Genomic DNA, 15657 nt, shown 5'->3' on the forward strand with positions numbered 1-15657 from the left:
GTGTCGTTTGTGGGGCTCGCTCATGGGGTCAGGGGGGGAGAGATTAGCAGGAGATCCCGTTTATGGCAATTGGAACTCGGCAAGATCAGTAATTCGCTGAAAACGATTGAAAAAACAGAGACTCGGGTACGCTCAATTCGTATGATTATAGTTGCAACCAGCAGGTTTGGTGGTTTAGGATAGTCAAGGTTTCTATCCTTACCAGTTTTTCTATCTTGTTATCTGGTGTTACTTTCCAACTGTTATGTCTTTGCAAGAAGTCCAATCGACGGCTACGTTATTGCCATTGGAGTTCACGCCTCTCTTGAAGCGTGCCCGGTGGGGCGGAGAGCGTCTGGGCACAATCTTGCAGAAGCCGATCGGTCTGGAGGGCGATTTCGGTGAAAGCTGGGAACTGTCAGATCATCCGGAAGCACCGACCCTGATTGCCAGTGGAGAGTATGCGGGATCGACACTTTCCGAAGTGATCGGTCAAAATCCCCAGGCAATGTACGGTGCGGGAACCTGCTATTCGACGTTTCCGCTGCTGATTAAATTCATCGATGCAACCGATCGCCTTTCCCTGCAGGTCCATCCCGATGATTCGCACCTGCCCGACTTCGATGCCCGCAAAGCAGGGAAATCGGAAGCCTGGGTGATTCTGGATGCCGCCCCCGACAGCCGGATTTATGCCGGTTTGAAGGCAGGCGTCGATGCCGATGAACTTGGAGCCCAACTGGAACAGGGGAATGTCGAAGCCTGTCTGCACAGTTATCCGGTTCGTCCGGGAGATTGTGTGTTTATTCCTGCGGGGACTCTGCATGCGATTGGCGAAGGGATCCTGCTGGCGGAAGTTCAACAGACCAGCGATATCACTTACCGATTGTTTGACTGGAACCGACTGGATCAGTCGGGCCAGCCACGTCCCCTGCATGTTGAGCAGGCATTCAACAGTATCAATTTCCAGCGGGGGCCCGTAGATCTGCTCGAGCCTCAATTGCGTCAGGACGCCGACCACAGAGTTGAGACTCTGCTGGAGTCTTCCTGTTTTTCTATCCGTCGCCACCAGAGTGCGAGTCCGCTGCGGTTACCTTCAGTGAACCGGGCACAGATTCTGATCGTGCTGGAAGGGACGGGGCAGCTTGAGTGCAGTGCCGAAAGCTATGAGCTGTTCCAGGGGAAGACGCTGCTGGTGCCTGCGGCCGCCTCGGATTGCCAGATTGTGGTCGAGCACGAAATGACGTTCCTGGAAGTGATTCCCGGCTGAACTGGAATCAGACCCGCTGGTAACGTTTGTAGCCTTCGAGTTCGAAGTCGTGCAGTGTCGATTCGAGTTTCTGTCTGATCTGCTGCAGCCGCTCTTCATCAACGATTTTCTGTTCGTGCTCATCGATCACATAGAAGACATCGACAACCTGGTCGAGGTGCGTTGAAATTTTCGCCATGACGACGGACAGCCCCATGCGGCTGATGGCCCGGGAAATAATATAGAGCAACCCGGTGCGGTCGTTGGAAATGACGTCAATGATCGTGCAGCGTTTGGAAGAGTGATTGTCAATTTCCACGCGTCCCAGTTCGTACTCTCCGCTCAGTTCTGTTGATTCATGGAATCGCTGATTGGAGAGGAACATGGTGCGTGCATCGCTTTCTCCTTTGACCGCCTTGCGGATTTCCTCTTCAATTTTTTCGATCTGGCTTAAGGGAACTTCATCCACAAAGTCATGATCAATGACATGGAAACTGTCGACGACACCGCCGGAGGCGCTGGTCGTAATCTGGGCGGATATGATTTCCATGCGACGAGAAGTAAACACGCTGACCATGCGATGGAAGCAGGCCTGTGAGTACATGGCGGGAGCGATCACATGGTAATTGACCGTGCCTGTGTCCGGTTCGAATTCCCCTTCCACCACGATCTGATCAGGAGGAAGGTCGCGGAGGATTTTGATGTCGGCGGCAATCCGTTCTGAAGAATTGACCAGCAGATAATGTGGCGAGAACGAATTAAACAGCTCGGTGAACCAGGAGTCGGGATCTTCTTCGTACTCGGGGATCTGAGGAAGGTCGAGGTGGTTTCGGACCAGCTGTTTCACGCGGGCCAGACGCTGGTCACGATGATAGCGGGAATGCTTTCCGCCCAGCAAGAGCATGGTGCGTTCGTATAAATCCGCGAGCAGTTCCGACTTCCAGTCAGTAAACACACCGGGGCCAACCGCAGTGATGTCTGCCGCGGTTAACACGTATAACATGCGGAGTTTTTCCGGGCTGCCGACCTTCTGGCTGAATTCGAAGAGAATGTCCGGATCAGAGATATCCCGCCGAAATGCCAGGTGGGCCATCGTGAGGTGTTCCAAGACCAGGAAGACGAGCAGTTTCTGTTCGTCCTCTCTGAGCCCCAGACGGACCGCGGTGTCCGTTGCGATCATAGCCCCCATTTTACTGTGGTCTTCGCCGTAGCCTTTCCCGATGTCGTGCAGCAGAATCGCGAGGTTGAGCAGATCCTTATCCTCGATATTGCGATAGGAGCTGCCCAGAGCGGAGTCGTCATCAGCGAACGATTCGGCTGCTTCGATGGCGCGGAAAGTATGTTCGTCGACGGTGTAGCTGTGATACTGATTGAACTGCAGCAGACAGTAAGCGTGTTGCATGTACGGGATCAGCAGATTGAGGATGCCGGTTTCCGACATGATCCTCAACGTGGGACCCAACTGGGTGCTGCGACCCATGATCGCGCGGAACAGATCGATCGAGCGATTTGTAATTGTGGGCGGCAGCTTGAGCGCTGCTTCGCGAATGGCATCCAGCAGATCGGGGGCGATGGAGATGCCGTACAGCGAAGCGGTATCGAACAGTTTAAGAATTTCTTCCAGGTTGTTGCAGACTTCATTTCTGTATTTCGGGACGACATCCAGGTGATCGGGAGCGATTTTGAGGATCCCGTCTGAACGATGTGTCATCAGAAAATCATAGGCCCGCGACAGGAAGGGCAGGGGGCGATGCGCTTTAATGAAACGTTCGGTGATTTCCGCGACAGCTTTACTGTGCCGGAAATATTCCTGCATCAGAATTTCGACAGGACGCTGTCCGTTGGTGCCTTCAATCTGTCGTTGTTCGGCCATCCAGAGCTGCGAATCTTTGGTAAACAGATCCTGCTGTTTGCCGGCTTCGTAATGCAGTTGAATGCGGACTTTGAGCAGATAGTCGCGAGCATTTTTGAGGGTTCGCACATCACGGCTGTTGATGCGGCCATCGAGCCTCAGCATATCCAGGTTGGAGGTGCCGTAACGGGCGTAACCGGTCCAGCGCAAGAGGTGGATGTCGCGCAGGCCGCCGGGCGAACGTTTGATATCGGGTTCCAGCTGCATGACCGCACCGCCGTGCTGTTTGCGTTCTTCCCAGCGTGCGGCAACACACTGTTCGAAAAAGATGCGTCGGCGAAACAGGATGACGTGGCGATAATAAGACCGAATCAGTTGTTCGGCCATGTGCTCATCTCCCCAGATGGAGCGGGCTTCGATCATCGCGGTGGCAAACTCGGGTTCGGTGCGGGCCATCTTGATGGAATCTGCAATCGTGCGGACACTGTGCCCCAGTTTGAGGCCGGCGTCCCAGCAGTTGCGGACTACGTTGCCGATGAAGTTCGAGAATTCATCAACAACCTGATTGCGATAGAGGAACAGCATGTCCACATCGGAGAAGGGGGCCATTAAACCGCGGCCGGAACCGCCGATGACCAGGATGGAGCAGTTCTGTTGAATCAGTTTCTGTTCTGCTGCGGAAAGTTCCTGAAACTGATCCTGGATGATCTTGAGTAGCAGTTGTTCGATAGATTCAGCGATGGCGGTAGCGATCTGCAGCCCGCCTGCTCCCTGGCGCAGCAGATCACGCCCCCGTTGTCTGGCCTGCTCCAGCTGTGCGCGATAGACAACAAAAGGTTGCTGTGCAGAACTAGAGTTCGCGGTGCGTGACATGGTCTGTTCCAGGCTGAAACGAAAAACGAAACAGGACTGCCTGGCCTGATGACAGCGAATCGCGTAAGGAAGCTGTCAGCAAATCAGACCGCTTCCGGGCCGGTTTCTCCCGTACGGATTCGGATAACTTCATCGAGATTCGTGATAAAAATTTTCCCGTCACCAATCTGGCCTGTCCGTGCAACCTGTGTAATGGTTTCGACGGTCTGGGGGACCACGTCGTCCTGGACAACGATTTCAATTTTCACCTTGGGTAAGAAGTCGACGATGTACTCATTGCCGCGGTAGGTTTCTTTGTGACCGCGCTGGCGACCAAACCCCCGGACTTCACTGACAGTCATACCACTGATGCCAAGCTCCGAAATGGCATTTTTGACTTCTTCAAGTTTGTAATGGCGTATGATTGCCTGAATTTTTTTCATCTAAGACTTCTTTATCAAGGGGTAACGCGACTCAGCTCTGTAAAAGATGTAAAGCAAAAGGGGCAGGAAATCGGCCCCTCGCTTTACGTCTATTTTAGAGAGCGGTCTCTCCAGCTTCTCCCGTACGAATACGGATGATGTCTTCCACGGGAAGAACAAAAATCTTTCCATCACCGATCTGGCCGGTGCGGGCTGATTCAAGAATCGTGTCGACAACGGCTTTCACCTGATCATCGGGAACGATGACTTCCATTTTGGCCTTGGGCAGGAAATCGACGGTGTATTCGGCACCACGATACTGTTCCTTGTGACCTTTTTGACGACCAAAACCACGAACTTCAGACACAGTCATACCCTGTACACCGATTTCGGTCAGAGCATCTTTGACTTCTTCCAGTTTGAAATGTCTGATGACAGCTTCCACTTTTTTCATCGGAATCATACTCCCAGAAAAATGCCCGGTTTTCCTACAGCGCTTTCAGAAACCCAAGCGACTATCACACTTACCTATTATATCGAAACCAGGGGAAAATCTCGATACCTCAATTTCATTTCCCCTGAAAACTCTCAGAAGTATTCGAACTGACACGCAGGGCCAATCCGGATGACTTTCCTGAAACAGGTGATCAGAGCCAGCACCAGCCGGCTCTGATCACCGAGATGCTTACAGGAAAATGTATCCTTCTTCGCCATGCTGACTCAGGTCGAGACCCTGAATTTCGCCATCTTTACTGACTCGCAGACCCATTGTCAGATCGATCAGTTTGAGGATGATGATCGTGCCGATCACGGAGATCACGACCGCAGCCCCGACACTGACGAGCTGGTTAATGAACTGCTGTGTATTTCCTTCCAGTAACCCCGATCCTTCTGCGTTGCCGGTAATGGCCCGGGAGGCGAAGACACCGGTCAGGATAGCCCCAACCATTCCCCCCACGCCGTGCACGCCGAATGCATCGAGTGAATCGTCGTATTTAAATTTGGATTTGAGCGTGGTACAGGCGAAGTAGCAGGCAAAGCCGGCGATCAGGCCCAGGATGATGCCCGAGAGAGGCGTCACCGTACCACAGGCCGGTGTGATGCAGACCAGACCGGCGACCGCACCGGAACAGGCACCCAGAATACTGGGTTTCCCGAGTGAGATCCATTCAGCAATTGACCAGGCAAGGACACCTGCGGCAGCTGCCAGGTGAGTGGCAACAAAGGCATTCACGGCAGCCGGATTCGCCGAAACCGCACTACCGGCATTGAAGCCGAACCAGCCAACCCAGAGCATGGTCGCACCGATAAATGTGTAAGTTAAGTTATGTGGAGGCATCGGTTCCTGACCGTAACCCAGTCGTTTCCCGAGCAGAATGGCACAGACCAGAGCCGAGAAGCCGGAACTGATATGCACGACGGTTCCGCCGGCAAAGTCAAAGGCAGGGTAGAGGGCGTTCTCGTTCCATTCGCAGAGCCAGCCTGTATCAGACCAGACCCAGTGAGCGATGGGACAATAAATAAAGGTGCCCCAGAGGATGGAGAAGACGACCATCGAGCTGAATTTCATCCGTTCGGCAAACGCACCACAGATCAGGGCTGGTGTGATGATGAAGAACATCATCTGGAAGACCATGAACAGGGCCTTGGGAATACTGCCGTTGGCCGGGATGTCTACGGCACCATCTTTCCAACTGGGGATGACCCCTTTGAGCAGGACGTGATCAAAGCCACCTACGAATCCGCCAAGAATGTCGGATCCAAAGGCCAGGCTGTAACCCCAGAGTGCCCAGATGACGGACATCAGTCCCATCAGGAAGACGCATTGCATCATCACGCCCAGAATGTTCTTTTTTCTAACGAGTCCACCATAAAACAGAGCCAGCCCGGGTGCCGTCATCATCAGCACCAGTGCTGAAGCAACCATCATCCAGGCGATGTCTGCATTGCTGAATTCGACAGCAGCAGCTTCCTGGGCCGGCGCTTCTGCACTCGATCCGAGCGGCGGGGCACTGGTTGTTTCATCTGCAAATAGCGGACCGCTTGCTAATAAACCAAGACAGAGTGTAAAAATTGTGCAGTACGTACGAAGTCTGTAGACTCTCCTCATTACAGGGGCCTTTCTGAGCGCAAAGAATTGTAAAAAGCAGTGAGCGAGCGCTTTTCTCACTGGTTTGAGCTGATGGTCTGCTTATGAATTCATCAATCCAGGAGAGAAACTTCTGTCAGCAGTTTCCTCTAATTTGATGTTTTTTGAGCATCGGCAATTGCCAATGCTGCTTACAGACTTCACCATATTCACATTCAGCATGACCATGCGGTCAAACCAGTTAACGCGTCAGTCTACCAAAGGCGTGCACTAAAATCACCTGTCAAATCACAGGTTTTATTCCGGTTTATTTAAGATATGATGAACCTGCAGATTAAACATTTGAATACATTATTGCCCCCGGAACTGGCATTACTGGTGCCTTGTGGCGTCCTGTTTGTACTGGGAGCACTGGTCGGGCAGGGGGTAAATTCCTGGGTTCGGCGGATGTCACTGCAGTCAAAACCGCAGCCACTGTCGCGCTGTGAGGCATGTGGTGCGCGCATTTTGCGCTGGAAACTGATTCCGCTGCTCCGCTGGATCCCCCTGGGGAACCGTTGTCCGGCCTGTTCCAGGCGGCTGCCTCGCTCCGAAATTTTACTCGAACTGGGAACCGGAATCCTGTTTGCCGGCTATTATCTGATGGCGGTCCACTTTCGTTGCCTGGATGTGCCTTCGGTGGTGCCTCCTGAGGGGATGTTCGAGTGGCGTCTGCTTTATCATTATGTTCTGCTCACTCTGCTGGTGGCGGCGACCAGTATCGACTTTCGTGAATACCTGATTCCGGACCAGATCACCGTGACCGGAATGCTGGTGGGAGTGATCGGGGCTACGGTCGCGGGACAGTTACAGATCATCCATTTCTGGGTGGACTGGAACCAGGCGATTCCCGGACTGGCGGGGCCTTACATTCCTGAGTGGATTAAAGACCATTCGCACTGGCACGGTCTGGCATGGAGTATGGCGGGGTTGTTGGCAGGAGGCGGACTGACGTGGGGCGTACGCCTGATTTCCTCGGTGCTGCTGGGACAGGAAGCACTCGGTCTGGGGGATGTCACCTTAATGGCGATGGTGGGCAGTTTTCTGGGCTGGCAGCCGATCCTGCCTATTCTGTTGCTCGCCCCCTTATGCGGATTGCTGATCGGCTTTGTGACGCGGATGACCACCGGCAAGACTTATCTGCCTTACGGCCCCTATCTGTGTGCTGCAACGCTGATCGTGCTGATGGGCTGGCAATGGATCTGGCTGGCGGAATGGCCCTCTGCGGTGCCTGGTGCGCCGCCGGAATTCTCGATTCGCAGACTGTTTGGCGATGTTGGCGGGCTGGCCATCATAGGCAGCATTGCCCTGGGAGCATTTATCGGTCTGCTGCTGTTGCTGCGGGTTTACCGGTCGATTCCGATCAAGCGTCAGTAAGCTTTGGCGTCTGGTACGTTGCAGATAGAGGACGAAATGACCTGATCGGGTTTAGATCAGGTCAAGCTTCTTGTGGCGACGCTGGGGAGGTCGCGAACATTCATCGCAGATGCCATAGACTTCCAGACGGTGTTCGCTCATGCGGAAATTGATCTGCTCGGCCAGTTTCTCGAGCAGATTCGCAATTTCCTCATTGTGGAATTCGAAGAGTTCCCCACAGCTTTTGCAGATGAAGTGATCGTGCTGGGGATAGCCGTAGTCGTGCTCGTAAACATCGCGATCGTTGGTTCGTGCTACCTTCCGCAACAGGCCGGCTTCTTCGAGCGAGCCCAGTGTGCGATAGACGGTAGAACGGCTGACCCGACGTCCGGTTTTCTGGAGGGCCATCCGCTCGACCAGCTGATCGGCGTCGAAATGTTCGTGGGACGAGAAAACTTCCGCGACGATCAATTCGCGTTCCTGGGTTAATCTCATCCCTTTTGTGGCCAGGTACTCTCTGAATTTCTCGGTAGGAGAAACAGCGATTTCCAGGCTTTCAAAATTGAGCACGGTAAATCTCTTCCTCGTCAAAAGTCTCTACTACAGCGCCGGTGCGGATTACTCCGAATCGTTGAACTGATCCAGAAGACGGCCTAAGGCTGCTTCCAGTTTCTCATCCGTTTCGTAAGTTCCGTCATCAATGGCTGCCTTGATTTGTGCCAACCGCTCTGCACGCATATCGGAGTTGTTCGTCATTTCATCCAGCATACGCCCCGCGGAAGAAATCTCCAGTTGATCCTGCGGTGAGGAGATCGGCTTCGTACCAGGCGTCTTATTGATGTTGGTGTTGCTCGGACCAGCTTGCTTACTGATAGGCAGCGATCCGGAAATAGAACTGGTGCCGTTAACATCCATGGCGGCGTTCCCCCTGTCACGTGATCCTGAACCAGACGGGATCGAAAGTTCCCGACCATTAGTTACTGTATGGGGCTCATGATATCGTAAGAAGGGGGATCGATTCAACTGGTAGTCTGCAGTCATGGCCAATTCTTTCATTGAATTCGCTGATTTCAAGTGGTTTTGCGTCTTAGTGAAGCAAAAGAACACCTGTTTTCAGCAGTTTGATAATTCAATATTGAATGTAGAATGGCTTCCTGCACATCCTCCAGCTCAATGATGTAAAATAAGACAGGGCTTATAGGTAAGACATATTCTTATGTCGTTACTGCCTCATTCGTTGAGGGGGAGTTTGAACCTTAGTTGCATCGACGTCCGCTGAGGGAAAAGTTTAACTTCCACTCGGGAAATCCGCCTTTGGACACAGGACTCGGCTGCTGGTAACGATTATGCCGATTATGACGCGCAGGCAGGCCGGCAGATTCAGTTCTGCCGGTCTTACCTGTGGTAAGGTCTATTTATGAAAGGCTTTACGGTTCTCAGCCGCGGGCATAGGGGCCGGTGGCGATTCCGGCGTATTTTTCCAGTCCCTGCTGCAGGGCTTTCTGGACTGCGGGAGCGACCTGTTCGATCTGCTCGCGGGTGATGTCGAGGTGGGTGCAGGCTCGCAGACGGGTTTCTCCCATCGCACCGATGCCGACCCCCAGCTCTTTCAGAGCGGCTGAAAGCTGCATTGCGTTTCCATGCTCGGGGGCGATATCGAAGAAGACGAGGTTGGTTTCGGTTTCCGCGGGATTGATTGAGATCCCGTCAATTCCGGCGAGCTGTTCTGCCAGGAAGCGGGCATTATCGTGGTCTTCCTGCAGCCGTTCGATATTATTTTCCAGGGCATAAATGCAGGCGGCGGCGACGATACCGGCCTGACGCAGGGCACCACCAAAGACTTTCCGGGAGCGACGGGCTTTGGCAATTTCCTCTTTGGGGCCGGCGAGGATTGAGCCCATCGGACAGCCCAGTCCCTTGGAAAAACAGATCGAAATCGTATCCAGCGGTTTGCAGACCTCCGCAATCGAGTATCCGCCGGCGACCGTTGCATTGAAGACGCGGGCACCGTCCATGTGGGTTTTCAGGCCGTTCTCGTGTGCCCAGTCACAGATTTCGGTCAGCTGGTCGAGTGGGTAGTAGTGACCACCGCCGGCATTGGTGGTGTTTTCGACGCAGAGCAGGCGGGTGCGACAGAGGTGCTGATCGTCTGCGCGAATTTTACCTCTTACATTTTCCAGGGCGAGCATGCCTTTCTCACCGGAGAGGGTGCGACAGGAGACACCACTCAGGATGGCTGGACCGCCGCCTTCAAACATCGCGATGTGTCCCAGTTCGTGAATCAGCAGTTCGTCACCCGGCAGGCAGTGAGCGCGAACACCCATCTGGTTGGACTGGGTTCCCGAGCAGGCGAAGACGGCCGCTTCCATGCCGAGCATTTCGCAGATCATGGCTTCCAGGCGATTCACGGTCGGGTCTTCGGCGTTCATATCGTCGCCGAGCTCCGCGGTCATCATGGCCTGCAGCATTTCAGGCGTGGGTTTGGTTTTCGTATCACTGCGAAGATCGATAAATGCGGGATCAAGCGGGGCCACTGGGTTATTCCTTGTCATGTATTGCTGTGGAGGTCACGGAGTGCATCACCGGTTGGTTGGTCGTGTTGTTCTCTACGGTGACTTAAGATTTATGAGCGGCTATCTGTAGTTCCTCAAGGGAAAGAAATGAGTTCATGCTTCCGGAACGGAATCCCTGCAGATCGAGGGTGACATTCTGAAAGCCGAGCTCAAGAAATTTCTGGGTGACCCGGGGCAGGGCAGTGGGGGTTGTCAGGCGATTGATCTGGTCGAGGGGGACTTCGATGCGTGCCAGTTCCTGGGGTTCGAGGCGGACCCGCAGTTCCGGGATGTCGAATTCTTCCCGCAGGAATCGCTCGGCAGAGTCAATCCTGCCAACCCGTTCCTCCGTGACTTCCACGCCGTAGGCAATTCGACTGGAAAGGCAGGGGTGGGCCGGTTTGTTCCAGATAGGAAGATCCCAGTGCCGGGCCAGATCGCGGACATCGGCTTTGTTCAGGCCGGCTTCGATCAGTGGGCTGCGGACTTCAAAGTCGGCAGCAGCCTGCATGCCGGGGCGATGATCGCCGCGGTCGTCCAGGTTGGCGCCATTGACGACCGTCGCGTCCTGCCAGTCATGGCGGGCGATGGCCTGATTCAGGATCTGGTAGAGTTCGGTTTTGCAGTAGAAACAGCGATTCGAAGCGTTGGCCCGGTATTCGGGGGTTGCGAATTCGGAAGTCGAAACGAGCTGATGCGGAATTCCGATCAGTTCTGCGAGCTTAATCGCTTCTTCTTTCTCTCCTGAAGCCAGGCTGGGACTGACAGCGGTGACCGCCTGTGCCTGATCTCCGCGTGCGAGAAAAGCGGCTTTGGCGACGACCGTGCTGTCCACTCCCGCGGAAAAGGCGACGATAATCCGGTCCATGTCCGCGAGAATCTGCTGCAGGTGATCTGTTTTCCGGGATAATTCGGCAGAGAGTGACATAGTCAAAGTAATGGTAGTTTAACAGGTTATCGAGATGTTTCCGCTGGATTGATTATAGACAACCGGGGGGAGGATTGTCTTGGAACATCGCCGGAAAAAATCCCCGGATTCTGGATTGCACAGCGAAATAGCCGCGAATCCCCGGAGACAAGTGGAGGTTTTGTTTAAGAGGGCAGGGGAGCGAAGCGGTTAAGATTTCTGAATCGGCGGATTCAGATCTTTTAACTCACCTGCTGCCCTATTATACTGAAAACAATAGACTTGGGCTGACAGCTACCTGCGGGATCCGTCGCGAGAGACCGACGAGGATCGAATTCGTCGGATGACGGAGCAGGGGAGCCTTCGCCCGCTGTGATCTCATCACTCACTCAAAATCTGAATTCAAATACAACGGGGATAGTTATGTCATTCTGGTCTGTCCGTTTCGTGCGTCTGGTTTGCGTCGTCATGCTGGTCCTGGGAATGAACCTGGTCTCAGTATCCGCAGCCAAGCTGACCAGCGAGCAGCGTAAAGAGCTGGCCTCCATCAAGAAAAATCTGACGAAGGTCTCGATCCTGATTCGCCAGAAAAAGTTTGATGAAGCAAAAGCGGCGATCGACGAAGAGGAAGGCAAGTTTGACAAGCTGGTTCAAGACGCGATGATCCCCGAGACGGACCCGCTGTCGGTCAGTACCAAGAAGCTGATCGCGTTGCGGCGGACATTCCTGGAAAAAGCGATGGGCACCGGCGGCAACAAGCCGGGCGCTGCGAATAAAGGCGTCAGCTTCGAAGAACAGATTGCACCGATCCTGAATGAAAAGTGTGTGAGCTGTCATGGCGAGCAGCGGGGGAGTGCCAACCTGAGACTGGATACCTTCGCGAATATGCGAAAAGGGGGCCGCAATGGTCTGTTGCTGGTGCCACAGAATCCGAATGCGAGTCTGATTGTTCGCAAGCTGATCACTCCCGACGATAATCAGCGGATGCCCAAGAACCAGCCCGCACTGGACCGGGACCAGATTCAGCTGATTGCCCGCTGGATTGCAGAGGGGGCCCGCTTTGACGGTACCAAAGAGACCGATCCGATCGGTGCTTCGGTGAAAGCGAAGAAGAATCCGGTAAAGGTTGTGATGGCGACCGGTGATGAAAAAGTTTCGTTTATGAATGATATCGCGCCGTGGATGCTCGATTTCTGCATGCGATGTCACAGTGGCAACAATCCCCGCAGTGGTTTTTCTGTCGTCACCTTCGAAGATATTCTCCGTGGCGGCGATACCGGGGAAGTGATTGTGCCCGGAAAGCCGGACGACAGTCGGCTCTGGCACCTGGTGGGTCTGCAGGATCCGATCAAAATGCCACAGGGACAGGCGCTGCTGAAACGCAAGAATGCAGAAGACCTCAAAACCTGGATTGCCGAAGGGGCCAAGTTCGACGGTAAAGACGCGAAGGGCAATCTGCGGGAAATGGTGCCGACCGATGAAGAAAAGCGGATGGCAGAACTGGCGAACATGTCGCCTGATGAGTTCGCCAAGCTGCGTCGCGATACTCTGGAACCGACCTGGAAGCGGGTCGTGAATAACGACCCGGCGGAAATGCTCGAGACGGATGACTTCATCTTCTATGGCAATGTGAGTGCAGATCGTCTGAAGGAGATCAGCGGCTGGGCAACGACGCAGGTGGAAGATCTGCGAAAACTGTTCAACGAAAAACAGAAACCGTTCTGGAAGGGTAAGCTGGCCGTTTATGTCTTCAAGGATCGCTTCGGCTATTCTGAGTTTAACCAGACGATTGAAGACCGGCGTGTGGGCAACGATACAACGTGGCATACCAAGGTGACGCCGAATTCTCTGGATGCCTATCTCGTACTGCAGGACGTGGGTGATCAGGCGGATGCGAGCTCTCCCGGATTGCAGACGAACCTGATGGCCGGATTGACTAATGCAGCGATTCAACGTGGAGCAGGGGAGGTCCCCATGTGGGCATCCCGTGGACTGGGGATGCTGCTGGCATCCAAATCAACGACCAGCCAGGCTTATTTCGAATCGTTGCGGCAGCAGGCCCTGGAGGCAGCTCCCAAGGTGCAGCGTCCGGAAGCACTCGTGGCAGAAGGGACGTTCTCACCCTCCGAAACGACGGCAGTCGGGTTCACGCTGGTTGAGTTTCTGATCAATAACGGGGGCCTGCCCAAGATGGCGGCGCTGCTGAAGGAACTCAAAAGCGGAGCGACGCCGGTGAATGCGGTCACGAAAGTGTACGGCACCAACATCCGGGCCCTGGCGACCGCGTATGCCCGAACATTGCGTCCCGGCCGCGTGTCGAACTAGACAGGCGTGTCTCTGGTGTGATGAATTGCTCATTTCCGGTCTGCCGGGAGTGAGCGCTGCCCTGTGAATCTGGGTGCGGTCCGCTATAATCGACGCGCTGCGTGTTTCGTTTTATTTGAGTGTGACCAGGGCGCGTGATTCTTATGCAGGATGTCAATATTGTTGGTGGCGGGGTGATCGGACTGTCGATCGCCTATGAGTTGGCGATTCGGGGACTGTCGGTGACCGTCTTCGATCGTCAGCAGTTCGGGAAAGAAGCGTCCTGGGCGGGGGCAGGGATGTTGCCTCCCGCAGATCGAGAATCAGCCACCACGGCCCGCCTCATGCTGAGAGCCGCCAGTCAGCCTCTCTGGCCGGACTGGTCACAACAGCTGAAAGAAGAATCGGGTGTCGATAACGGCTACCTCAACTGTGGCGGCCTGCACGTGGCTTATACGACGGATACGCCGAACTGGGATGAATATCTCACCGAATGGCAGCAGGCAGGTGTGCGACTGGAGACGCTCAATGAATGTGCCTTGAGGGAACGTGCTCCTTATATTGGAGAGCAGATTACCTCGGGCTTCTATCTGCCGGACATGGCACAGGTACGCAATCCTCGACACATGCAGGCGCTGCTGGCCGCGTGCGTCAGGCGGGGCGTGAAGCTGGAGCCGGGGACGCCGATCGTGGGCTTCGAGCGGGAAGGTACGAAGGTCACCGGCGTACGGACGTATGCCGGGATTCAAAGAGCAGGGCGGACCATCATTGCCGGGGGAGCCTGGTCTCCCGAGATCCTGACTCAACTGGGACTCCAGTGTGAACTGGTACCGATCCAGGGGCAGATTGTATTGCTGTCGATGGATCGTTTGCCGTTTCAGGCCGTGATTGAATCGGGGAAGCGCTACCTGGTGCCGCGCAGCGATGGTCGACTGCTGATCGGTTCAACCGAACGAGATATTGGATTCAATAAACAGAACACTGCAGAAGGAGTGGCGGGCCTGATTGAGTTCGCTCAGACGCTGGTTCCGGCTTTGAAAGAGGCACGCTTCGAACGTGCGTGGGCAGGGCTGCGTCCCCGTTCGATTGACGGGCTGCCTTACCTGGGCTTTGTGGACGGTTTTGAAAATCTGCTGATGGCGGCGGGACATTACCGGGATGGTTTACAGCTTTCGCCGATCACGGCGCGGTTGATCAGACAGTTGATCTGTGAAGAGCCGACCGATGTGCCCCTGGATGCGTTTTCCTGTTCGCGCGGGATGACGGACTGACCTGATCTGAAAAGTGGACTGACGAGGAGAGACAACTTGAGAGCCGTTGTGCAGCGCGTGTCCCGTGCGAGTGTGACCGTCGATGGTGAAATTACCGGACAGATCGAGCAGGGATTCCTGGTTTTGCTGGGAGTCGAACAGAGCGATACGCAGGACGATGTGATTTACCTGGCACAGAAAGCCGTGGGCCTGCGCGTCTTTGAAGATGCGGACGGGAAAATGAACCTGGCGCTCGCAGATGTGAACGGGAAAATGCTGGTCGTCAGCCAGTTCACGTTGCTGGGCGACTGTCGCAAGGGGCGTCGTCCCAGTTTTGTGAATGCGGCACGTCCCGAACAGGCGAACGAGTTGTATCAGAGCTTTGTGGCCGAGGTGAAAGGACAGGGGATCGAAGTCGAAACCGGTCGCTTCCAGGAACATATGGATGTGGAGCTGGTGAACGACGGGCCGATCACCCTGCTTTTGGACAGCCGCAAACAGTTTTAAACGCATTCATTTCCTCGATGCGAGGACTGTGGGATGAAACTGTATCAGAGAATCCTGGCGATTGGGATCAGTCTGCCGCTCATCGTGGTATTGTGTTTTCTGATCGGACAATTCAGGATGCTCATGACTTTCGGTCTGAAGTCGGGACTGAAGTCTATGTTTGAAGAGAACACGATCATCCTGTTTTCATTGAGTGGGATCGCCGCTGCAATCGCGTTGCTGACCGTGGTACTGGTGATCTCTCTCAGTTGCATGATGATGGCTTTGTTTGAGCGTTACCTGAGCCGGTGAATTCGCATCGC

At 54.5% G+C, this 15657-nt stretch carries 14 protein-coding genes; 6 read left to right on the plus strand and 8 right to left on the minus strand.

Translation table 11 applies throughout. The features are described 5' to 3' along the window. Positions 1-304: 304 nt before the first annotated feature. Positions 305-1246 carry a type I phosphomannose isomerase catalytic subunit gene (locus tag FYZ48_RS26655; protein WP_187782241.1) on the plus strand — a complete coding sequence of 314 codons (942 nt, stop codon included), beginning with the start codon at positions 305-307 and terminating at the stop codon, positions 1244-1246. A gap of 7 nt (positions 1247-1253) precedes the next feature. Here the strand turns inward: FYZ48_RS26655 and glnD are convergent, their stop codons facing one another. The 4 genes from glnD to FYZ48_RS26675 form a co-directional block, all read right to left on the minus strand. After that, positions 1254-3950 carry a [protein-PII] uridylyltransferase gene (gene glnD / locus FYZ48_RS26660; protein ID WP_149345547.1) on the minus strand — a complete coding sequence of 899 codons (2697 nt, stop codon included), beginning with the start codon at positions 3948-3950 and terminating at the stop codon, positions 1254-1256. A gap of 83 nt (positions 3951-4033) precedes the next feature. After that, complete coding sequence (locus FYZ48_RS26665) at positions 4034-4372, minus strand: P-II family nitrogen regulator (protein WP_145039488.1); 339 nt, start codon at positions 4370-4372, stop codon at positions 4034-4036. Between the two features lie 94 nt (positions 4373-4466). After that, positions 4467-4805, minus strand: coding sequence for a P-II family nitrogen regulator (locus tag FYZ48_RS26670; protein WP_145039491.1), 339 nt, complete (start codon positions 4803-4805; stop codon positions 4467-4469). A gap of 231 nt (positions 4806-5036) precedes the next feature. Next, a complete protein-coding gene (locus FYZ48_RS26675) occupies positions 5037-6461 on the minus strand; it encodes an ammonium transporter (RefSeq protein WP_232102233.1) in 1425 nt (474 codons plus the stop codon). Between the two features lie 321 nt (positions 6462-6782). Here FYZ48_RS26675 and FYZ48_RS26680 point away from each other — a divergent pair, with 321 nt between their 5' ends. Continuing rightward, on the plus strand, positions 6783-7856 hold the full coding sequence (locus FYZ48_RS26680) for a prepilin peptidase (RefSeq protein WP_242022781.1): 1074 nt from the start codon (positions 6783-6785) through the stop codon (positions 7854-7856). A 51-nt stretch (positions 7857-7907) separates the two neighbouring features. Here FYZ48_RS26680 and FYZ48_RS26685 read toward each other — a convergent pair whose 3' ends face one another. From FYZ48_RS26685 to larE, 4 genes are all read right to left on the minus strand, one after another. Then, complete coding sequence (locus FYZ48_RS26685) at positions 7908-8405, minus strand: Fur family transcriptional regulator (protein ID WP_145039493.1); 498 nt, start codon at positions 8403-8405, stop codon at positions 7908-7910. 48 nt (positions 8406-8453) lie between these two features. Continuing rightward, on the minus strand, positions 8454-8750 hold the full coding sequence (locus FYZ48_RS26690) for a flagellar biosynthesis anti-sigma factor FlgM (RefSeq protein WP_187782242.1): 297 nt from the start codon (positions 8748-8750) through the stop codon (positions 8454-8456). A 521-nt stretch (positions 8751-9271) separates the two neighbouring features. Beyond that, on the minus strand, positions 9272-10369 hold the full coding sequence (locus tag FYZ48_RS26695) for a threonine aldolase family protein (RefSeq protein WP_242022782.1): 1098 nt from the start codon (positions 10367-10369) through the stop codon (positions 9272-9274). Positions 10370-10451: 82 nt separating this feature from the next. Then, on the minus strand, positions 10452-11315 hold the full coding sequence (gene larE / locus FYZ48_RS26700) for an ATP-dependent sacrificial sulfur transferase LarE (protein WP_149345549.1): 864 nt from the start codon (positions 11313-11315) through the stop codon (positions 10452-10454). 402 nt (positions 11316-11717) lie between these two features. Between larE and FYZ48_RS26705 the strand changes: the two genes are divergently transcribed. The 4 genes from FYZ48_RS26705 (at position 11718) to FYZ48_RS26720 (ending at position 15646) form a co-directional block, all read left to right on the plus strand. Further along, a complete protein-coding gene (locus tag FYZ48_RS26705; protein WP_149345550.1) occupies positions 11718-13619 on the plus strand; it encodes a c-type cytochrome domain-containing protein in 1902 nt (633 codons plus the stop codon). Positions 13620-13762: 143 nt separating this feature from the next. After that, a complete protein-coding gene (thiO, locus tag FYZ48_RS26710; protein WP_149345551.1) occupies positions 13763-14869 on the plus strand; it encodes a glycine oxidase ThiO in 1107 nt (368 codons plus the stop codon). 36 nt (positions 14870-14905) lie between these two features. After that, on the plus strand, positions 14906-15355 hold the full coding sequence (gene dtd, locus FYZ48_RS26715) for a D-aminoacyl-tRNA deacylase (protein ID WP_145039510.1): 450 nt from the start codon (positions 14906-14908) through the stop codon (positions 15353-15355). A gap of 33 nt (positions 15356-15388) precedes the next feature. After that, the gene (locus FYZ48_RS26720; RefSeq protein WP_149345552.1) at positions 15389-15646 is read left to right on the plus strand and encodes a hypothetical protein; all 258 of its coding nucleotides are present in this window, start codon (positions 15389-15391) and stop codon (positions 15644-15646) included. Positions 15647-15657 lie beyond the last annotated feature (11 nt).

The organism is Gimesia chilikensis (assembly GCF_008329715.1).
Taxonomy (GTDB): domain Bacteria; phylum Planctomycetota; class Planctomycetia; order Planctomycetales; family Planctomycetaceae; genus Gimesia; species Gimesia chilikensis.